This window comes from Thomasclavelia ramosa DSM 1402, assembly GCF_014131695.1.
Classification (GTDB): domain Bacteria; phylum Bacillota_I; class Bacilli_A; order Erysipelotrichales; family Coprobacillaceae; genus Thomasclavelia; species Thomasclavelia ramosa.
On record NZ_CP036346.1, the window covers coordinates 2,755,588 to 2,778,440 of the forward strand.

General features: G+C 32.1%; 11 protein-coding genes. All 11 read right to left on the reverse strand.

What is annotated here, in order from left to right; all coding sequences use genetic code 11:
- Nucleotides 1-157: 157 nt before the first annotated feature.
- The 11 genes from EYR00_RS13230 to EYR00_RS13280 all read right to left on the reverse strand — a co-directional run bounded on the left by EYR00_RS13230 (nt 158) and on the right by EYR00_RS13280 (nt 22,814).
- Nucleotides 158-2,389, reverse strand: coding sequence for a bifunctional diguanylate cyclase/phosphodiesterase (locus EYR00_RS13230; protein ID WP_003537035.1), 2,232 nt, complete (start codon nt 2,387-2,389; stop codon nt 158-160).
- A gap of 111 nt (nt 2,390-2,500) precedes the next feature.
- Nucleotides 2,501-7,687, reverse strand: a complete 5,187-nt coding sequence (locus tag EYR00_RS13235; protein ID WP_226814465.1) for a discoidin domain-containing protein — start codon at nt 7,685-7,687, stop codon at nt 2,501-2,503.
- Between the two features lie 342 nt (nt 7,688-8,029).
- On the reverse strand, nt 8,030-13,870 hold the full coding sequence (locus EYR00_RS13240; RefSeq protein WP_003537033.1) for a discoidin domain-containing protein: 5,841 nt from the start codon (nt 13,868-13,870) through the stop codon (nt 8,030-8,032).
- A 269-nt stretch (nt 13,871-14,139) separates the two neighbouring features.
- Nucleotides 14,140-14,985, reverse strand: coding sequence for a MurR/RpiR family transcriptional regulator (locus EYR00_RS13245; protein ID WP_003537032.1), 846 nt, complete (start codon nt 14,983-14,985; stop codon nt 14,140-14,142).
- A 148-nt stretch (nt 14,986-15,133) separates the two neighbouring features.
- Nucleotides 15,134-16,603, reverse strand: coding sequence for a glutamate--tRNA ligase (gltX, locus tag EYR00_RS13250; protein ID WP_009300690.1), 1,470 nt, complete (start codon nt 16,601-16,603; stop codon nt 15,134-15,136).
- Entirely contained in the window at nt 16,570-17,052 is a 483-nt protein-coding gene (ispF, locus tag EYR00_RS13255; RefSeq protein ID WP_008793060.1) for a 2-C-methyl-D-erythritol 2,4-cyclodiphosphate synthase, read from the reverse strand. The genes gltX and ispF overlap by 34 nt, the downstream gene beginning before the upstream one ends.
- 72 nt (nt 17,053-17,124) lie before the next feature.
- Complete coding sequence (locus EYR00_RS13260; protein ID WP_009300689.1) at nt 17,125-17,826, reverse strand: DUF2238 domain-containing protein; 702 nt, start codon at nt 17,824-17,826, stop codon at nt 17,125-17,127.
- Between the two features lie 71 nt (nt 17,827-17,897).
- Entirely contained in the window at nt 17,898-18,638 is a 741-nt protein-coding gene (locus EYR00_RS13265) for a MurR/RpiR family transcriptional regulator (protein ID WP_003537026.1), read from the reverse strand.
- Nucleotides 18,639-18,642: 4 nt separating this feature from the next.
- Complete coding sequence (locus EYR00_RS13270; RefSeq protein WP_008793062.1) at nt 18,643-19,416, reverse strand: hypothetical protein; 774 nt, start codon at nt 19,414-19,416, stop codon at nt 18,643-18,645.
- 153 nt (nt 19,417-19,569) lie between these two features.
- A complete protein-coding gene (locus tag EYR00_RS13275) occupies nt 19,570-21,057 on the reverse strand; it encodes a carboxylesterase family protein (protein WP_003537022.1) in 1,488 nt (495 codons plus the stop codon).
- Nucleotides 21,058-21,209: 152 nt separating this feature from the next.
- On the reverse strand, nt 21,210-22,814 hold the full coding sequence (locus EYR00_RS13280) for a CTP synthase (RefSeq protein ID WP_003537020.1): 1,605 nt from the start codon (nt 22,812-22,814) through the stop codon (nt 21,210-21,212).
- Between the last annotated feature and the right edge of the window lie 39 nt (nt 22,815-22,853).

The window sequence follows — 22,853 nt, forward strand, 5'->3', positions numbered from 1 at the left end:
TTAAATCCATTTTTCTATATTCACGAACTATCTTATGCTTTTTCCAGCTAAAAATCAATGAGATTTTATGATTATTAAGACTTTTTAAGTTTCAATAATCATAACTTAGAAATTTCTAAAAAAATTCAAAAAATTACGTTAAAATAATTGAATCTTTTTACTTTTTTAATTTTAAAATTTTCTCATACTCATCTAATGGCAGCGGTCGAGCACAATAATATCCCTGAATATAATCTACCTTCATTCTAATTAATTCCTCATACTGTCCAGCCTGTTCTACACCTTCAGCTACAACGACTAGCCCTAAAGATTGAGCTAAACTAATAATCGATTTCAAAATTTCTTTAGCCTTTGAATTGACCTCCAAATCATCAATCATTGTTTTATCAATTTTTAAACAATCGATTGGCATTGATTCGAGCATCATGATTGAAGAATAACCTGAACCAAAATCATCCATAGATACTGTAATCTTTAATTTCCTAAATTTATTGAGAATATCTTTTAAAATATCACGATTATCAAACAGACTTGTTTCCGTCATCTCTAATTCAATTAAATTATAGGGTATCTGATAAGCATCAATTACTTTTAGATAACTTTCAACAAAATCTTGACGATATAAATGTAATTGCGAAACATTTACCGCTATAGGAGCAACCTCAAGACCATCATCAAGCCATTTACGAATCTGCTTACACGTAATTACAAAAACATACTCATCCAATTCAATAATATTACTGCTGCGTTCTAAAACCGGTATAAATTCTCCAGGACTTATCGATCCTAGTTTACTGCTTTTCCACCTAACCAGCGCCTCAGCTCCATAAAGTCTTTTTTTCTTTGTACTATATTTTGGCTGAAAATAAACTTCAAATTCATGATTATGCAAGGCTTCCTCAAACAAGTCTTCCAACTCTTTATTTTTATACATTCTTTGACGAATGTTATCATTGTAAAAATTACAATTCTCTAGTTCATGGCGATTTTCATCACGAATCACAGTTGCGGCTCGATCAACCATTGATTCAATTCGATCATTATAATTTTCAATTAAATAAATCCCAACAATCATTTTAATTCGATAAGCTGCTTCATCATTACTGTTAATTGCATTTTCCATATTTTTAATCATATACTCTGCCCGCTTTTTCAACTGTGTAACAGAGTCATATTGTAATAAAGCAACAAAGTGATCAGCTTGAATTCGTGCACAAAACTCTTTTTCCTGCAACAAATTATTTAAAATTTTAGCTATTTTCACTAAAATAAGATTACCCTCATCATAGCCATATAAATCATTAATATACTGAAACTTCAAAATATTGAAATAAACCATTGTATATTTAGATTTGGTAGATTTTAAAATATCACCACCAGCCAGTCTAAAGCGTGTATATGAACCGCATCCCGTTACCTCATCAACTAGTGCCACTTCTTCTAAACGTTTTTGATTATTACGATACATCAATACAATTCGAGTAATTAAATATAAAATTCCTAATAAACAGCAGCCTAGCATCATATAACCTAAAAAAAGCATTCCATTAATATTATTATCAACCACCGAAGCAGGAATAACACTCAACAAATACCAATCATTAACATCAAGCTTTTGGTAATACAAATATCTAGCTTCATCTGTCCGATCATACTCTAAAAATCCACTTTTTTCATTTTTAATATTATGTTTTAAATTTTCCAGCTTTTCTTTATTTTCTTTTGAAATTGCCCCAATATCATCAAAAAAGTTAGAAAATTTAATGCTTGTCTTGTTAGAAGAATCTACAATTTTATCACCATTTTCCTTAATAATAAAACTATACCCTAAACCATCAAATGTAGAAACCGATAAAGTCTCTTTATAATACCGTGATGCATAAGCTCCAAAAAGTACACAATGTTGATCATTATCAAAGGTTATGGGTAACGTATAAACACTAACTTCTTCACCATCAATCAAATCCGGCAATGTATCAGTAATTGATACTTCACCATTCATCGCTTTATTAAAACGGGTCATTTGCTGTTCATTTAATAAAATATTATTATCATCTGTCGTATAGGACTGTCCTCTCTCATCAATTATTCCAATTCGTTTAAAATTATTAATTTCATTCACTTTTTTTATTTTGTTAATAATTTTGACGGGATCAAAAGCATCCTCTTGGCTAATATAAATTGATAAATTTGCTAAAACTGCAACATTTTTTTGAATCTCTTTATCAATCACATTTACACTTTGACTAGAAATTTCTGATAACGTATTTAGAACCTGTTCTTGTGAAATTGTTTGAGATTTAAAAGCAAAAAAAGTTGCGACAACAGCAATGATCAAACATGATATCACGATGTCGACATAGATTCTTTTAAAGTTTTTAATTTTCATCTCATACACCCCACATTTATCTCTACAATATTATATCATTATCGATTAATAAAATCGATTAATTGTATAATTAAGGGTCATATTCGCTTTTGAACATGACCCTTTAACTAATTAACTCTTCTTTCTTAATCTAACCACAGCTAAAAGTGCAACTAATGATATCATTGCAAATTCAAAGAGCATTGTTTCATCACCTGTTTTAGCATTTTTCTTTGTTTTGTCTGATACCTCAGTCCCTGGCTGTTCCTCAACCTTCGGTTCCTCTTTTTGACTAGCTTTAACAGCTTCGATTTTTGTTAATAGAGCATCACTCATTTTATTAACATCTTCACTGCTAACATCATTAGCAATCAGTGCAACTGCCTGACTTAATAATTCTTCTAATTCCTTGACTAACTCAATATCATATTTATCTTTGTTAGCAAGAACTTGTTTTGCCAATTCAATTTGGAGTAATAAATTATCTTTATTAACAACTTGCTTTAATTCATTGAAAGCTCTTAGTAATTCATCGTAGGCATTTTGAATAGCACCTTCATTAGCGTCAAGATCCTGATTAACTGTGACGGCCCTTTCATAACCATTTTTAAACGTTTTCCATGATTCTTCAGTATAATCTTCTTCTTTTAAATCTTTAACCTGTTCAATCAATTTATCTAAATCCTTGCGCTCTACTATTTCTAAAAGTCCTTCAATCGCTTCATTGATTTCTTGTTTTGCATTTTGTAAAACTATAAGTTCCTTACTGTTATCATCTATTAGTTTTCTTCCTGCTTCATAAGCATCTTGCAATACTTTCAAAGTAGCTGGTCGAAGATTTACTGCTTCTTTATCCAAAATCTCTTTTGCAACTTCAACGCTTACCTTTAATTCCCGGTAACTAATCAGAATGGCTTTTTCATTTGCAAGATTTGTTAGATTGGCTTGAACATCTTTTTCAACTACTTCTCCTGCTCCTAGTGCAACTAAGGCATTTGCTTGATCAAGATATCCTTTCATAACCTTAAACATTTCTGCAGAATAATCAGTTTCCATCTTAGTAACTTCATCAATCAGTACAACCAGTTCATTAAATGATGATTCCAATGCCCTAAATGTTAAATTATCTAATGCTGTTTGCAGTTCAGATACCATCTTATCAACATCGCTTTGAGTAATATCCATTCTATCAGCCATTGCTTCAGCTGCTTCTTTGTTTTGTATGAAACTTTGCCAGCTTGAAACTGTACTATTTGCTTCACTGTACCCTTCTGCCAGTTTACTCTCCGCCACTTCAAGCACTGTTTCTAAAGCACTTTTATCAACTCTTACAACCTGTTTCTTTAAATTTGTGTATTTTTTAGACAATTCTTCTTTGAACTTAAGCATTTCTTCTTCACTGATACTTTCTTTTCCTACCACTTCATTTTCAAGATTGGTTAAATAAGCCGTGAAAGTTTGATAAGTTTCTTCTTTGATTTGACCGTGGAAATTACCCACATTCATTTCACTTAATTTATCTTTAACTTGACTAATTGTTCTAAGTAAATCATTTTTAGGATTTTCATATACTTCAATTTCATAAATAGAATATCCATACTTAGCGTTATTAGCAGCTTTTGTACCAATTAATTTAATATAACGTGCTTCAATATCACCTAATCCAGTATGATTATTTTCCTTAGCTACATTACCAGTTACATTTTTGATCGTAAACCAGTCTTTACCGTTAACTGAGCCTTTTAATTCATAGTCCACTCCATAAGCATCTTCCCAGGTAATCTTGATTTGATCAACTTTATAAACTTTATTTAAATCTACCTGGATCCACTGATCATGCGTACGTGCTGACGCCCAGCGTGATTGCTCAGGACCACTAGCACTTTGATTAATGATTCCATCAAATGCTTTATTTGGTGTTTGATAATCAGTATAGCTGCTTGAAGCTGTTGCTTTTTTATTCAAAGCAACATTTTCATGAATAACATCTATTCCTGTATCATAAAGATTTTTAATTTCTTCATTATTCAATAAACGATTATAAACTTTAATATTATCTAATGTTCCTACTAAATTTTGTCCAATCTTTTGTAGTGGTAAATTGATTGAAGCTGAATCATACCACTTATTCCCCGAATTGGTAAGAATTGGTCCATTGATTGTTGATTTAACTACTCCATCTAGATAAACATTAGTATATTTTTTATCAGAAGTAAAAGCTAATTGATATAATTTTCCCTTTTCAAGTTCTATATTATGCTCATAATGATAACTATCACGATCGTACATCAGCTTGTATTTACCATCAATTTCTTTTAAATAGATTTTTCTTGTTTGATACTTTGTATCAATCCACTGATTACATTCTTCTATTGGCATTGTTTCTTCAAATAATACAATATCGCCTGTTTGTGATTCATCGATTTTTAAATCAAAAGCTAAAGTATACGGCCATTTCAATGCACTATGCTGCATTTGTAGATTACCATCACCATTTAATTTCAATGCCTGACCTTCATCAGTTGTTTCAACTGTTGCTTTGATTGCAGTAGCATCATAACCATTTCCAGAATTATCTTTAATGACTAAATTATCCCCTTGTTTTGAAGTATTTTCCATATCAAAGTCATATACTTTTTCTGTTTTACTGCTAATTTCTTTATCCATCTCAACATTTGGACCAGTACCTAAAGTATTGACCTCAGCTTTAAATTGGTCATATGACTTGTCATTATCTTTACCGTACCAAAAGGTTTGAGCATATATTGGTAAGATACTTTGTGTTCTTGCAAAAACATCATAAACAGAAATCCCATTAAAGATTCCTCGGTCATTCCATAATGAAATCGAACCCCCAACAATTTTTGGATGTCCTTCAGCAACATCAACTCCAGCGCCCATTTTATCTCTAAATTTTCCAGCACTTAAGTTATTGTACATTTCTTCTTCTTTCGCAAAATCTGGATAACCATTATTCCCGCCAGGAACAATATAACCATACTTATTAGTTGCGTTAATTAATTTATAATCCTGATTAAATAATGATTTTAAACTGATTGCATAATTTGCCCAAGCATCCATAATTGGATAATCTGGTATTTTTGTTTTATCAGAATCTACACATCCCATAGAAGCCCATGCCATTGGCGTTTTACCATATTTATTATAAACAAGATCCATTACGTATTGAGTATACTGGGTCATATCTTCCTTGTATGCACTATTGTACTCATCAAGCCCTACATTAAATGCATCGGTTACAAAAACCGGATTATCTCCCCCCATATATTCTTCATATAGATCAGCAATAAATTTATACACTGTTTCTTTTTTATCAGAATTTAAGCGTATATCTAAATGTGTTCCATCAAATCCTAATTCAGAATTATTGTCAATAAACACTGCTGAATGTGCTGGAGTATCGAACTCAGAAACAATTCTAATTCCATAATCCTCAGCATAATATTGGAAATCACGATACTCACCTTTTGTATAATAACCATCTGTTGCCGTTAATCCTGGAATATCTGACTCCAATCTAAAACGCGAATGACCGTTGTATGAAGTATCATTTAAATGTACTTGAATATCTGTGAACTTGTACCAAGATGCATATTTAACAAAATCTTTTAAATACCACATTGGCATATATTTACGGGCAACATCCAACATGAATTTACGATATTCATATTTAGCATAATCTCGTGCTTCACCTTTATTAATTGTCAGTGCATCCCCACTTGCAACTAATGCTTGTAAAACACTGCGTGTTCCAAAGAAAATACCTTGATAAGTTGTTGACTTAATTGTAATACTATCCCCAATTTCTAATGTATATCCCTGATCACCAATAGTGGTATCCGCATTTTCTTTAGTTAATAAAATATCTCCTTTTTTTACTGTTGTATTACTAATTTCTAATTCTAATCCAAATAAATCCTTAATATCATCTTTAGTAATTTGAGCTGCTTTATATAAACTTTCATCTTGAACAATAATTCTAGAATTATTAGTTAATTGATAAGTTCCTGTTGCTCCATTCCATTCTTGAATCGTTGGAACTGTAGTAGGGACAGGATTACTATCTAAAGCAACTGAATTTTGCCCTGGAATTATAACTGGAATATTTTTCATTTCCTTAGTTGCATTAGTTCTTTTATCTTTAATAATATAAGTAACTAACACTTCCTTATCTACCAATGGCTTATGAATCATTCCATTATCTTCAACTACAAAGTCAGTATCACTACAAAAAATTTCTGCTACAATATTATCATTATCATAATGATATACTGGCATCTTATCCATATTTGAAGTAATTGTTCCGATTGTAAAATCTTTGGCAATATCATCAACTGTAAGACTATTATTTACTTCTTCATAAATTTCCATTTCCCAAATAGAAATCGGTTTAGCACTACCAACACCATTACTTGCTGTAGCATATAAACGAACAAACCGAGCTGTAATTGGATCAAAATCAAATTTTTCCCAACTTCCCTTACCATCATCTACATTTACAAATGTTATCCAATTTTTATCAGTTCCAACATCATTAGAATATTGCAATACATATTTTGTCGCAAAAGCATTTTCCCAAAAAATATGTATTGATGAAAATGTCATTTCTGCTTCTAAATCAACATAGATCCATTGGGGACTCTTAGTAATATTTCCACTTGACCAGCGTTCATTATAATCATTACTGTATTTACCATCAAAGGCTCCACCTGGTCCAAGACGATCCAAATTAGCTTCATTGCCAGAAGCATATGCTGGTTTATTTAAAGCAATATTAACTGGATCATTACTAGTATCCTTCTTAACTCTTAAAACTTCTAATTCTTTTAAACCAATCGTACTTTCTCCGCTCTTAGCTTCAATCAGTTCAATTTTCACATAGCGGGCAATTGTATTTTCTTCCATTTCCCATTCTTCATCGCCACCAGTACCCTCTTCGTGGAATAGGACTTGTCCATATTTTTGGTCGGTCTTAGCCACATATAGTTTATAACGAAATGCAAAATTACTAGCCCACTTTAATGTAATTTTTTCAAAACTTTCCTCTTTCCCTAAATCAACTATAATACTTGGGTTTGTACTAATATTACCTACTTCCCATTTAGTATCCATCTTACCATCAACTGCATTGCTCCCCTCATTGCCGGCAATAGCACTACTCGCCACAACCACTTTATCCAATGCGATATTTTCATACTCTTGTTCAGCAGCTACATTTGTAATAAGTTGGTTAAATGTAGTAAATACCATCAAGAGTGATAATAATGAAATAAAACCTTTCCTTAATATCTTTTCCATAATTCTTCCCTTTCTTTGATTAATAAAAATCTTACTTATTTTCCCTCTGTGCATGTCCCTCCTTTTTTGAAGCCAGATGTTTTTAGTAAAAAAAGACAAGACTAAAAAGCATCTCGCTTTTTCGGTCTTGCCTACTGAAAGTAACAATCCTTTGCTATATTTTTAATATAGCACTATTTATACATAAAAGAAATGTGTCTATACAATTACGGTACAATGTTTCGTATAAAAGATATAAACATGGCACAATGTTCCATATAAAAACCCCCTAAAGTGATAGATATCTAGAATTCTGGACACATATCACTTTATAGAGGGTCACCACAAAAATACTGTTTTTAATTAATCAAATTTTTTACGACAAATTAATCCCATTAGAGCTATTCCTAATAATCCTGCATAACCAAATAAATTAACATCATCACCTGTTTTTACAGATTTATCACTTGTATCAGTTACTGGTTTGTTAGTTGGTGTTTCCGTTTCCTCACCAGGTTTTACTTCTATTGGTTTTAAAGCATCATAAACTTGATTTAATGAATCTAACATAGCATCTAATTCCGCCTGAGATACATCTTTACTATCTAATAATTCTTTTGCTGCCTTAATCATTGTTTGAAGTTTATTCCATGAATCTTGATTATAATTAGCTTGATCTAGATCTTTTATCGCTTCAGTTATTTTATTGATAACTTTTTCAAGGTCTTTTGAATTACCTAATTCTAGAAGTTTCATCGCAGCCTCTCGAACTAATGCAACCATTGCATCTACTTGTTCTTGGTTAACATCACTATTATCGACTACCATTGCATTTGCTGCCTGATATACTCCTGCAAATTCTGCCCATGTACTTATTGTATAATCAGCCTCATCGTATTCTTTTAATAATTTCGCTAATTCTTTAGTATTTCCTCGTTTTTCTAAATTAATTTCATTAAGAGCAGCTATCGCATTATCTACATCCACTTGATTTAAACTTACATTTTCATAAACAAGCTTAGCAGCATCAACAATTGTTTTCATCGTTTGCCATGAACTCGTTGTATAATCAGTTTCTTGAAAATTATCATAACTTTCAATAGCTGTTTTTAATTTACTTCGATCCAATTTAACTAAACTACTATCTAAAGTTTGTAATTGTCCCATTGCTTCATTTACTTTAATATAATCATCAGCATTATCAATTAATCCTTTAATAGCAGTTAATTTTGTATTAAAATCAACAAAGCTATCCTTTGTGAAATCTTTTTCTTGATATAAACTAACTTTTTGATATAGTTCATTTAATTCGTTTTTTGAATAAATCACACTATCTTCTATTGAGTTGATTATCGCAGTCACTTCTTTTAATAGCTTGCCAATTTCCTCAGTAGAAATTTCTGTACCGTCTGCAAGTGCTAAATAATCCTCAAATTTTTGTTCAAATACTTCATAATCATCTTTAGCAATATTTCCATTTTTATTACCAGCATCAAATTTTGCTAGCTCAGCTTGACCTTCTTTAACTAATGCTCTTAATCCCTCATTAGTACTTTGATATACTTCTAATTCATAAATTGAATATCCCCAATTACGATTTTTAGCATCATGACAAGCAATTCTTACATAACGTGTTTCAACATCACCTAAGTCTTTATGAGTTATTTCTCCTCCAGTACCATTAGTAATATCTTTAATGTCAAAGAAGTTTACACCATCCAATGAGCCTTGAATCGTGTATTTAGTTGCATAAGCACCTTCCCAAGAAATAAATACTTTATCAACTTTATAGTTTGCCCCTAAATCTACCGTAAGATCTTGTTCAACTGTTCCATATTCAGTATCGCCTTCATTAGTTCCTGCACCTGTTGCCCGTTTGCTTGACCAGCGATTAGTTGTAACTTTAGTATTGTCTCCATCAACTGCTAAATTTGGTGTCAAATTAGGAGTAAGTGGATTTACGGAAGATGCAGTTGCATTTTTGTTTAAAGCTAAATTTTCTAATTGAATATAACCTAATTCATCAGAAATTTCTGTCGCACTAAAGGTTTTATTATAAATCTTAATGTTATCAACACTACCTTTTGCATTATTTAAGATTTTTTCAACTGGTAAAACAAATGTACTAGAATCTTTACGGTTATTAATTGCAGTGCCCATATTAATTCCCGTTGTTATCGCTTTTCCATTAATGTATAAAGTCGTATTCTTTTGATCACAAGTCAAAGCTAAATTTACCCAAGTATCTTTGGGAAGTTCATAATCAAAAGTAAAGTTATATCCACTACGTGAGTATCCTATTTTTCCAGTTCCATCGATATTAGCATACATAACACCATCATCACCACTAAATATTTCGGTATTTTCAGATGTATTGCTGTCTAATTTAATATCCATCATTACTGTATAAGGATAACCAATTGATTTATATGGCAATGCCACATACCCATCTCCATTTACAGTAGCAATATTATTACCATTAGCTTTTTCAATAATTGCGTTATTCAATGTAGCATTATAATTATTTCCTGAAGTATCTACTGCTTTTCCATTTTTAATTGTTTCAAAATCAATTGCTGTAATATTTTCTCCTTTTGATTCGACTACCCTTCCCGGATTTGCCCCAGGTACAACACTATTTAATTTATTAGCCCGTTCAACAAACTCAGCAGCAGTTTGACCATCCGTCTTTTCTCCATACCAAGTTTTTTCACTAGTAATCATAACTGCATCAATAAAACGATCGTAAATATCAAACCATGTAAATCCTCCACCATATGAAGTCATATCATTCCATACACAGAATTGACCACCTTTAGTTTGAGGATGAGCAATTGGCATGATTGCAGTACCTTGTCCGGCATTTCGACTTGGTGAGAAATTATTAACATCGAACTTATCATATAATGAAGCAATATCCAAACGATCTGGATAACCAGCATTAGCTCCAGGAACAATATATAACCATCCCCCACAAGTATTGATGATATCATAACCGGCATTATAAGTTTCTTTAACATCTGCCCAATATGGTGCCCATAAGTTAACCGTAGCATCATTTGATACTGGTGTTGTTCCGTTAAATCCTCGACTACCTAAAGACCCCCATAACCTTGTATCATATCCTTTATCATTAACATAATTAATAAAATGATCAGTCCATTTACGCATTTGCTCTGAATATGATTTATCATATTCATCTGTTCCAATATGGAATTTATCACTTTGAATAACAGGATTTGGCCCATCTAAATATTCATCCAGAACAGCTTCAATAACATCATAAGAGGATTGTTCTCTAATATCCAACGCCCCTGCTTTAAGCATTTTTACTCCAGGAACATTTCTAAAACATTCAGCATGATATGGCGTATCAATTTCCGTAATTACATTGATTCCATAGTTTTTCATGTCAATCTGATATTGACGATACTCCTCTTTAGTGTAGCTGCCATCAGTAGCTGTAATCATTGGATAAGTATCGCACTCTAATCTAAAAGCTGAATACCCTGTAGCTCCCCAATAATCATTTACATGAACTTGAACTTCATTAAGTTTATAGTATGCCATATAAATCGTCATTTCTTGTAAATACTCCATTGGAATATAAGTACGAGCTACATCTAGCATACCTGCCCGAACCTCATATTTAGGGTAGTCCCGCGCTAATCCTTTAGCTACATTATTCATCCCATCATTCTGCGAAAACATTTGGGTAATTGAAATACCACCATATAAAATTCCTGTTTCATAGTTAGATTTAATTTCAATCATATCATCGATGGCAAGCGTATATCCTTCTTTCCCTAAGTTGTCAACACTACCATCTTTTACTAAAACAATATCACCACTCTTTTCACCACTAGTAACAATTTCAAGTTCATGTTTGATCATCTCTTTTAAATAAAACTGAATTTGTTTAGCAGTAGCTTCCAAACTGGCATCTTTAACAACAATTTTTGAATTCTTTGATAATGTGAATTCTCCTTCATTACCTTTCCATTCCCGTAATCCCGGCATTACATTAGGCTTAGCATTAATACTTTCTTCCTTGTTATAAGCTCCAGGTACAATAAAGTTAATATCGGCTTCACTATAAGCAATATCAGTTTCATCATTCAAGTTTTTAACTTGATATAATACATTAATATCCATATCTTCCAATGGCCGAGTAATTGTTCCATCCATTGCTACAACCTGTTTATTATCGCAACCGTATAAACTAATTTCAAAGCCATCAGGTACCGCTGGTAAAACAATTTTATTACCATTGATTTGTGGCGCTTCCTTATTCAATGACTTTAAAACTTCATCAGCAGTTGTAACTGTATGATCTCTTTCTTTATATACTTCAAATTCATAAATACTGCCACTATATTTATTTTTATTAGTATGGGTCCAGCGTTTTAATTGAACATACTTAACATATCTTGCTTTTGTTGCTTCAATTTGAATCTCTTTAATTTCACTAGGTCCTCCATCTGGAAGATCAGCAGCTTCATAAACATCTTGATAGTTTACACCGTCAGTAGATACTTGAATTTTAAATGCTGGTGGGCATGATTCATAATTGATTACAAATTCAGATACTGTCTTACGACTTCCTAAATCTACTAATAACCATTGATTATCTGCAGTTTTACCAAAAGATACCCGACTGTCCTTAGAAACCACTCCATCTACTGCCATTGGTGCAGTAAAGCGGCCATCACCTACTTCTAATGATGAAGCGCTAACAGGCCGATTCAATGCAATATTACTGTAATCTTTGGCATCTGGATCTTGTTCATATACCTCAAATTCATAAATACTGCCACTGTATTGTTTCCCATTACCACTATGTGTCCAGCGTTTTAATTGGACATATTTAACATATCGTGCTTCAGTAGGATCAATTGAAATCTTTTGAATATTGCTAATTTGCCCCTCTAAATTACTAACCTCATAAATATCACGGTACACTTTATCTTCACCAGCAACTTGAATCTTGAAAGCAGGTACTTGTGATTCATAATTAATCACAAAATTAGAAATAGTTTCTGTTTTACCTAGGTCAACTTCTAACCATTGCTCATCTTTATCTTTAGCCAAAGATACACGACTATCACTAGAAACAATACCATCTACTGCCATTGGTGCAGTCCATCTTCCATCATTCACCTCTAGTCCTGATACACTAACGTCTTTATTTAGAGCTAAATTAGGATATCTTGTTTTAAGATTATCCTGTGCTGTTTGAATATCTTTAACAGCCTTATTGATTTGCTCTTGAGTAGCATTTTGATCAAGCAGTTCCCCTGCAACCAATTTTTCATCTAAAGTGTTGTAAGAAGCGTTACTATATTTACCTTCATCTAAAGCATTAGCATCGCTAATCACAAGATCTAAATAATCTCTAGAAGCAACTGGTTGATCTAATAACTTAGCATCGGCATAAAATAAATTATGATCAGATAAATCTGTTTCAACCATTGTAATATTACTAATTTCTAAATTTCTAGAAGTAATAATATTATCGACTGCACTAGTCTTCATACTTGCATCAGTACCATTAAAGGTATCGTACCACTTTCCACCTTTACCATTTGCAATGTTGTAATCTTCTAAAAATGGATAAATTTCATTGTGATTTTGATCTACATTAAAATCCCCAAAAGCAACTTTATATTCTGCCGGATCTTGATCCATAGTTGCTTTTAACTCTAATAACTGTTTCGCACGAGCTTCTACTGACTCATATGTCAAATGAGTATTATAAACTGCAATAACTTTACCGTTTACTTCAATTTCTCCTTTTTGCCATGCTCGAGCTTCTTTAATTCCCTCACTATTCAAAGCTCCACCATTTGTATTGATTAATTCTAAGTTTGACAGTAGTGCAACACCATAATCACCACCACCAGTTTCAATTGCTTTTTGAAATGAACTGTAAGCATAATCACCTTGCTCTACAAACTTCTCTAACATATTGTATGGATTACGACTTGTATTAATATCCACTTCCTGCAATCCTACGATATCAACATTATTTGTCTTCAATAATTCATTTAGCTTGGTTATATCAGGTTTTTTATTAGCCGCAATATTAAATGTTGCTAATCTGACATTATCGGTTGCTGCAGTAACTTTCATCATTGGCATAACTTGCGATATAACTGTTACTGCTGCAACTAAAGAAGCTATAATTCTTTTTGTTCTTCTCATTTTTCCCTTTCCTTTCTTAAAAAATAGTCTACTTTATACTTAATGTTCCCTCCTTTAAAACACTAAAAAAGGCACGACTAAAAAGCTTTAATTAGTGCTCTTTGGTCTTGCCTACTGAAAGTAACAATCCATTAATATTTATTATCTATCCATATTATTAACATAAATACGTTATTTTTTAAACATATGCATTTCTTTTGGAACAATGTTTCTAAATAAAAGCTCACAAATAAAAAAAAGCTGGCACATTGTACCAACTCAAAGTAAAACTATTTCACTGTCTGTGATAATTCAGTATAGTCAATCAATTTATCCATACTCAATTCATGATTTGAAGCAATCACACAGCCCACGAGCGTATTTAAAACATAACGTATTGCAGTTGTATAAATAACAGGAGCTAGATCTGAATAACTAACTCCAGTAGGAATAGTAATCACTTCTTTACAACAAGTTTCAAAAGTGGAATTAATATATCCCGTAACAGCAATCCCAGGAATTGCAATTTTATGATTTAATCTTATCTTCTCTAATAATTGAACATTATGTTCACGATGATTAACATAGATTGCCAATGGATTAGCCGATTCACTTAAACAATTTAATGCTACCCAAAAGTTATCGGTTGCAATCTCTACAGCTTTTCCAATCCGAGCCATCATATACTTAAATTCGTGTCCAATCTGCTCATTAATTCCATCTGCAAAAATATAGATTATTGTAGCCTTGTTGATCAACTTAGTTATACGTTCAATTTGTTGATAATTCAATAACAATTTTGTTCGATCGATTGTATCTTTTTCAACACTTGCAATTTTTTCCATAACAGAAAAAGCTGTTTCTTGTTTTTTTATTTGAAATAAGATTTTATTATTTCCTTTACTCATCATATTTTGTAATTCATAAGCTAAATCGACCTTAAAATCAGAAAAACTACCATCATAAATTTTTTTTATGACTCGCATTACAGTCGATGCCCCAGTATATGTTGTTTTAGCTAATTCTCTAATTGTAAGATGTAATATCTCCTCCTTATTTTCAATAATATAATCTGCGATTTTAGATTCCGACGCTGAAAAATCTTTCTTTTCGGTCAGTTTTGCTATTATACTCATACTCTTTCCCCTTGCTTATAATAGTAACTTGACCCCTCCTCCGTGTATTCCATTGTATATACAATATAACACAAACAATGAATATATCAATCCTTTTTCTTTTACAGAAAAAAGAAGAGCGTTAAATTAAACGCTCCTTAATCGATATTTACCCTAATCTAGATAATACCTTTTCTTTTCCTAATAAGCAAATTGAACTCGCAAGATCAGGTCCATGCATGATTCCTGTTGTTGCAATTCTAAGTGGCATATATAACATTTTTCCCTTAGCTTTAGCCTCTTTTTGAGTTGCTTTAATACAAGCTTGAATATTTTCTTTAGTAAATTCTTCTAAATTCTCTAATTGCGCTTTAAATACTTTTAACGTATTAGGAATAGTCTCATCTTTCATAAATTCTTTAGCTTCTTCATCTAAATTCAATTCATCTGTAAAGAATAAATCGACTAAACTAACAATTTCTTTACCATAAGATAATTGATCATGATACGTTGCAACTAAATCATTGATCCATTGTTCTGATTTACTTGATAGATCATAAGCCTCTTCTAAAAATGGTCGACATAATGCAACAACATCTTCTAATGATCTTTCTTTAATATAACGATTATTGACCCATGTTAACTTATCTTTATCAAACATTGAAGGTGATTTAGATAATCTCGTTTCACTAAATTCTTTAATTAATTCTTCTTTTGTGAAAATTTCTTGTTCTCCTTCTGGTGACCACCCTAATAGAGCCATAAAGTTAAACATTGCATCTGGTAAATATCCTTCTTCTTTGTATTGTGAAACAAATTGCATGATACTTTCATCACGTTTTGATAATTTCTTTCTTTGTTCATTTACAATTAAAGTCATATGTCCATAAGTCGGTGCTTTCCATCCTAACATTTCAAAAACCATCATTTGTTTTGGCGTATTACTTAAATGTTCTTCACCTCTAAAAACATGTGTTATTTCCATGGTATGATCATCAATTACAACTGCATAGTTATAAGTTGGAATCCCATTGGCTTTAACAATTACCCAATCACCAATATCATTCGATTCAAATGATACATGTCCACGGATCATATCATCAAACTCATATGTCTTATTTGCAGGCACTCGAAGTCTAATTGTATAAGGAATTCCTGCTGCTTCTTTAGCTGCTACTTCTTCAGCTGTTAAATCACGACATTTACGATTATACATTGGTGCAACACCAGCTTCAACTTGGCGTTCATGTTCAGCATCTAATTCCTCTGGGGTGCAGAAGCATTTATATGCTAAACCTCGATCTAATAACTCTTGAGTATATTTACGATAAATATCCAAACGTTCCATTTGACGATATGGCGCATACTCTGGTTTTGGATTTAATGGTGATTCATCTGGAATAATTCCTAACCACGCTAGATTTTCTAATTGGCTAGCCTCACCACCTTCAATATTTCTTTCAATATCAGTATCCTCTAACCTAAAAATAAAATCTCCACCATGATGTTTTGCAAATAGATAATTAAATAAAGCGGTTCTTGCTCCCCCAATATGTAGATGTCCAGTTGGACTAGGAGCATATCTTACTCTTACTTTTTCCATTCTTAAATCCCTTTCTTCTTTAACATAACCACACATTGAGAAACAGCACCTTCTTCATGACCAACAAAGCCAAGCTTCTCACCACGGGTTGCTTTAATATTAACATCAGCAATATCACATTTTAAGATCCTGCTAATATTTTCCTTCATTTTTTGGATATGAGGTGCCATCTTTGGTTTTTCAATCAAAATGATTGCATCAAGATTACTTATTTCGTAACCGCGATCATCCATCATTTCATAAGTTTTTTCTAATAGCACTAAAGAACTAATCCCTTTATACTGAGCATCAGTGTCACTAAAATGTTTCCCAATATCACCTAATCCTAAAGCCCCAATAATACTTTCAATAACGGCATGACATAAAACATCAGCATCACTATGTCCTAACAAACCACGCTCATGTTCGATTTCAACACCACCCAAAATCAACTTTCGTCCTGCTACTAGCTGATGAATATCAATTGATTGTCCAATTCGATACATACTCTCACTCCTCCACGCCATATTCTAACACAAAAACGCCCTATATTCTAGGGCATTTTCAATGCTCAAAGTTTACTTATCTTCTTTCTTAGCTTTCTTTTTGCGATAATCCTCTTTACAGTATTCTATTGTTACAATAGCTGTTGCTCCAGCTAAGTCTAACATTAAATCTTTCATCGTATCGCCTAAAGCTGCATGTCCTTCTAAAGGCACATCTTTTTGGCCATATAAAGTTCCTCGCGTAGACTTCATATACTGCTGATTATTAGTCCCAAAAATATCATCAACCAAATACTCTCCAATTTCCCATAAAGCACCCAATGCTAACGAAAACAATACTACACTAGTGCAAATAAACATATGTCCCATCGATATATTTACACTTTCACGTTTAACAAAATAATCAATTAAAACAAAACCTGCATAAGCTAAGATCACACCTGAAAAAGCATGTAGTATTGAGTCCCAAATAGGTATTTTTTTATAAAAATCAAACACATCACCAAGTACAAATCCACAAAAAGCAAATACAGTTAGTGAGGTTTCTAACATAATCGGAATTTTTAAATCAAGTCGTTCCTTTAACTGTTCTGGTAAAATTATAATTCCTATCATTAACAATAATTGAACAATTGAAAAAATCAGACGTCGCTTCTTTTTCATATCATCAACAATGAATAAAAAAATCACTGCTGCCACTAGCATTGCTAAAGTAAGAATACAAATTATTCCTTTAATTATCTTAAATTTCTTAGTTGATTTAGTTTCAAGCATATTACCGCCTCCATAATATACTGTATTATAACAAAAACAAACAAAAATTCCCATCAATAAAAACTTAAGAATTAATAAACAAATTCATAACTAAGACATAAATAACTCATTGCCTCTTCAAATAACTTATCTAAACGCATTTTACGTTCATATATAAGCCCATCAATATCTACGATAAACTGGTATTCACTTAGTGGTTCTTGTCCTAAATCTACTTCTCCCACAAATGCAACTCGACACGGACAATTGAATTGAAAATATCTAACATCCTTATAAAACATCGTTCGATGATCTAAAAAACTTCTAAACGTTTCATGAAGACTGATAAAAATTACCAGATCATCTTTAGATAATGCATATTCATCAAAAATATCCTCCTCCTTACCTAAATAAATAGGAATTTCAAAATCTATCCCTAGATGAATAAAGGCTTTCATATAAATCATCAAACTAAAACAATTACCATCCCCCAAAACAATAACACGTTTAGCCTCTTTAATTATTTTTCCTAATTTAACAGCCTGTTTGTCTAGCTGTTCTTCCTTATAGTTATATTTTATTGTTTCCAAGGCTGTGATGCCTTTAATACTCTCTAATGTGATTATTTCCCTAAAAGAAGTAAAGGTATTAACCCCCAGGCTATTTAAATACCGCATCAATGATGTTTTTGATACCCCAGCTTCTTTAATAAACATTTCTAATGAATAATCTTTGATTCGATTTCCGAGCATCAATGTTTTTTTACTGATCTGATATTCTACACTCCCACGCTTATTAGCACTTTGAGCCATCATAACCTTCCCCAAAATCATCTGCCTAGTTCTCCTTTATATATAATTCATAATATCTTGTTTTAATCATATCTAGATAAAACATAAAAACATACTGCCCCTCATAATAATCATTATCAGTATTTAATGAAATTAAAAAATCACTCTCTAATAATGCCCCGTGTTGAGTAATTAATAACTTCTTACAAGGACCATTAAAGATTTTTAAACGCATTGTTGTCCCTACCATATTCATCGTTCTTCCCATCATTGAAAAAAGCCATACAAAATCATCTTTTTGAGGAACTAGAGCCTTATCTTCATACATCGAACTACGAATAAAATCCTTTCCAAACAGTTTCATATCTATTTGAAAATCATGTGTTAAATTCAACAATCCCATCGCCCCATACATGATAATACGCTTACTTTGATAGATTTGCTTGCAAATCCGATCAATTAACTCAACATTAAAAAAATCATTAAAATCATTATAATTAGTTAAGTTAAAAATAACTCTTGCAAGCGGTTCTTGTTTTTGCCACTGACACTGTTTTACTACTTGCTCTTTACGAATATCACACCACAAGCCAATCCGTTCTTTCAAGATTGAAAAATTGTTGCAGTCATACAATTTATAAAATCGTTTAAACTGACTCCCATTAATATTAGTTGTTTCTAAGAAATCCTCTAAACTCATATCCTTTAACCAAACACAATTCTCTATCACTTTCCGAGCAATATAGGTATTATTATCATTAATATCGACACAGTTAGCAACATCCAAAATACTATCTAATAAAGTTATATTTTTTATCATAGCGCTTTCACCTCTGGGTATTAGTATACTATATTTCATTAATTTTTTGGTGAAATTACTCGAATTTTAAATAAAAAATCCTCATTTGAAATAATCTTCCATTATTTGAATGTTCAAATAATGAGGTTCATTTCAGTTAGAGGATTTTTATTATTAATAATATTTTTTACTTAATACTACTGTTCCCGCTAACAATGATAATCCAGTCATCATAGCCATCAATTCAACTGTACTATCATCACCTGTTTTAACTGCTTTCTTTGCTTCCTCAGAAGCAGTTGTTTCAGTTTTAGAATTATTCGACTCTTCTTTTTCTACTGGAATATTTTCTGAAGCATTTGTCTGTTTAAATAACCAATTCATTGGTGAACCTTCTTCATTATGGTTAAGTACTTTTACCCACGACCAATGTAATAAACCTTCAGCAATTCCTTCGTCAGCCATTTCTTGATTTGACCAGATTGTTAAGTGATTATTTTTAGCACCTAGATTATTTAAAGCTTCATACATAGCTTTTGAACTATTAACATTGCATGTAGTATCATTTTGAGCATGTGTAAAATAAATTGGTAACTCTACTAAAGAAGCAGTATCAACTTGTTTGCTTACCATCATTTCTTTTGTTTCATCCCAAGTGTATACTTGTCCTTGGAAAGCAGTTTCAAAATTTTCAACAATTTGTTCATAAGAATCTTGATAATTATAATGTACCCACACAATCGGATCCATTGAACAACAAGCTATCGCACCCGCAAAAAGTTCTGGGTATTGCATAATAAAGCGCATCGTTGCGCCACCACCACTTGATGCTCCTGTAACATAAACACGATTTTGATCAACTGTTCCTTCTGCAATTAATTTTTTTATTAACGCTGCTTGTAAAGCGTTATTTTGATCGATCAAAGATTTCTTATCTTCATCAAAAGCTGTCCCGTAGCTATAGTTTGGATTAGAAACTTGAATTTGTAATACCGCTGTATTATATCCTGCCTCTACCCATGCAGTTAAACCTCTATTAGCAACAAGTGTATTTTCTAATTGCCCTGCATATTCTCCACCACCATGATTCCATACTACTAATGGAACATTTTTCATGTTAGTTCCATCACTATTTTTAGGCAAATATAAAGCATACTCACGAGTTAATCCCGCATATGTAAACGTTCCTCTGATTGCATCATCCAAAGTTTTTGTTTTCAATGTAGTCACATTATCTTTATTGAAACTTAACACACCATATTTGTTGCAGGTAACCTGCCAAGGATTTTTACTAAAATCAGGATTGTATCGTCCAGTATAATCAAAGGCTTTTACATTAAGAATAATTGTATTTCCTTTAATTTCTAAACTAATTCCATCATCTAAATAATCATCTGCTAAAGCATTTGTCGCAACGTCGTAGGGTACTGAGCTAACGTTATTAGTAATATCAAAATCTTCAGCCTTTAAATCATTTACTAAATTAATATCATTGACAGTGATTTCAAATGAACTCACTTCTCTTTGTCCATCCCCAACATATGTATTAGCAACAATTGAAGTAACTTTTAATTCCTCGATTGCACTAATATTTGTTGTAATAATGCCTAGGGTCATTACTAATGTCATCATCATTGCAAATAGTTTTTTTATTTTTCTCATTTTACTTCCTCCTATATCAATTATTATAGTTATAAGCGAATACAATGATAATGACTAATTAGGGGAGTTTGTATCTTGATTTAGGACTAAAGTTACTATTTATTCACTAAGTATCATATTACGGTACTATATAAAAAGGATAGGTGCAATACCTACCCATGATATTTTCGCTTATGAGCGGCTGTAATCAAACCCTGAAATAGCGGTTGAGAACGATTTGGTCGACTTGTAAATTCTGGATGAAATTGGCAAGCCACAAAATATGGATGTTCCTTAATTTCCACTATTTCTACCAAATTACGTTCAGGATTAATGCCTGCAATCGTAAGTCCATGTTCAACTAAAGCGTCTTTATACTCATTATTAAATTCATAGCGATGACGATGACGTTCTTGAATCATATCGACCCCATATAATTCTCTAGCATGTGTACCGGCAGCCAGTTCACAATTATAATCACCTAAGCGTTGAGTTCCACCCATATCAGTTAATGATTGATCAGACATTAAATTAATAATAGGATTTTTTGTTAGTTCATCAAATTCTAATGAATTAGCATCTTTCAAGCCGCAAACATTACGGGCGTATTCAATCGTTGCCAGCTGCATCCCTAAACAAATTCCAAAAAATGGTAAGTTATTGATTCGTGCATATTCAATTGCATCTATCATTCCTTCAATTCCGCGGTTACCAAATCCTCCAGGAACTATGATTCCATCTGCTGTTTTTAACTTTTCAGCGACATTATCTTTTGTTATTTCCTCAGAATCAACAAATTCAATATTTACAACACTATTTTCATAATATCCCGCATGTCTTAAAGCTTCATTTACTGACAAATAAGCATCTGGTAATTGAGTATACTTTCCTACCAAAGCAATTGTTATTTCATGATCTAAACCTTTAACCCGTTCAATCAAACTCTCCCACTCACTCATATTTGGTTGTGGGGCCTCAATTCTTAGATGTTCAAGGACAAGATCATCCATATGCTGATCCAATAACATCATTGGCAATTCATATAATACTTCAACATCATAATTTGAAATTACGTTTTTTGTTGGAACATTACAGAATAATGAAATTTTATCTTTAAGCTCTTGTTCAATATACTTCTCACTTCGACATACAATAAAATCTGGCTGAATCCCTAAACCTCTTAGCTCCTTAACACTATGCTGTGTTGGTTTAGTTTTAACCTCATGACTCGCTCCAATATAAGGTAATAGTGTCGTATGAATATAAAGAGTATTATCATAACCTAAATCTAAGCGTACCTGTCTAATTGCTTCTAAAAACGGTAAACTTTCAATATCTCCAGTCGTTCCTCCAATTTCAGTAATTACAATATCTGCATTAGAACTTGATGCTGCAGCATAAATTTTTGCTTTTATTTCATTTGTAATATGCGGTACCACTTGTACCGTAGCTCCTAGATAATCCCCTCGACGTTCTTTAGATATAACATTACTATAAATTCGTCCTGTAGTAATAGATGAATTACGATTTAATTCTTCATCAATGAACCTTTCATAATGCCCCAAATCTAAATCGGTTTCAGCACCATCTGCCGTTACAAAAACCTCACCATGCTGATATGGTGACATCGTTCCTGGATCAACATTGATATAAGGATCTAATTTTTGCATAAACACTTTTAACCCTCGCTGTTTTAAAATTCGACCTAACGATGCAGCAGTTAAACCTTTACCAAGGCCTGATACGACCCCACCTGTTACAAATATATACTTTGCCATTTTCTATTCTCCTTTTTGTTTTATATCAAAATAAAAATG

Excerpts from the sequence above, each read along its gene's own strand:
- EYR00_RS13240 (WP_003537033.1), bottom strand. The coding sequence starts at position 13,870 with ATGAGAAGAACAAAAAGAATTATAGCTTCTTTAGTTGCAGCAGTAACA.
- EYR00_RS13265 (WP_003537026.1), bottom strand. The coding sequence starts at position 18,638 with ATGATTTTGGGGAAGGTTATGATGGCTCAAAGTGCTAATAAGCGTGGG.
- EYR00_RS13235 (WP_226814465.1), bottom strand. The coding sequence starts at position 7,687 with ATGGAAAAGATATTAAGGAAAGGTTTTATTTCATTATTATCACTCTTG.
- EYR00_RS13275 (WP_003537022.1), bottom strand. The coding sequence starts at position 21,057 with ATGAGAAAAATAAAAAAACTATTTGCAATGATGATGACATTAGTAATG.
- EYR00_RS13230 (WP_003537035.1), bottom strand. The coding sequence starts at position 2,389 with ATGAAAATTAAAAACTTTAAAAGAATCTATGTCGACATCGTGATATCA.
- EYR00_RS13245 (WP_003537032.1), bottom strand. The coding sequence starts at position 14,985 with ATGAGTATAATAGCAAAACTGACCGAAAAGAAAGATTTTTCAGCGTCG.
- EYR00_RS13280 (WP_003537020.1), bottom strand. The coding sequence starts at position 22,814 with ATGGCAAAGTATATATTTGTAACAGGTGGGGTCGTATCAGGCCTTGGT.
- EYR00_RS13270 (WP_008793062.1), bottom strand. The coding sequence starts at position 19,416 with ATGATAAAAAATATAACTTTATTAGATAGTATTTTGGATGTTGCTAAC.
- EYR00_RS13260 (WP_009300689.1), bottom strand. The coding sequence starts at position 17,826 with ATGCTTGAAACTAAATCAACTAAGAAATTTAAGATAATTAAAGGAATA.
- gltX (WP_009300690.1), bottom strand. The coding sequence starts at position 16,603 with ATGTGTGGTTATGTTAAAGAAGAAAGGGATTTAAGAATGGAAAAAGTA.
- ispF (WP_008793060.1), bottom strand. The coding sequence starts at position 17,052 with ATGTATCGAATTGGACAATCAATTGATATTCATCAGCTAGTAGCAGGA.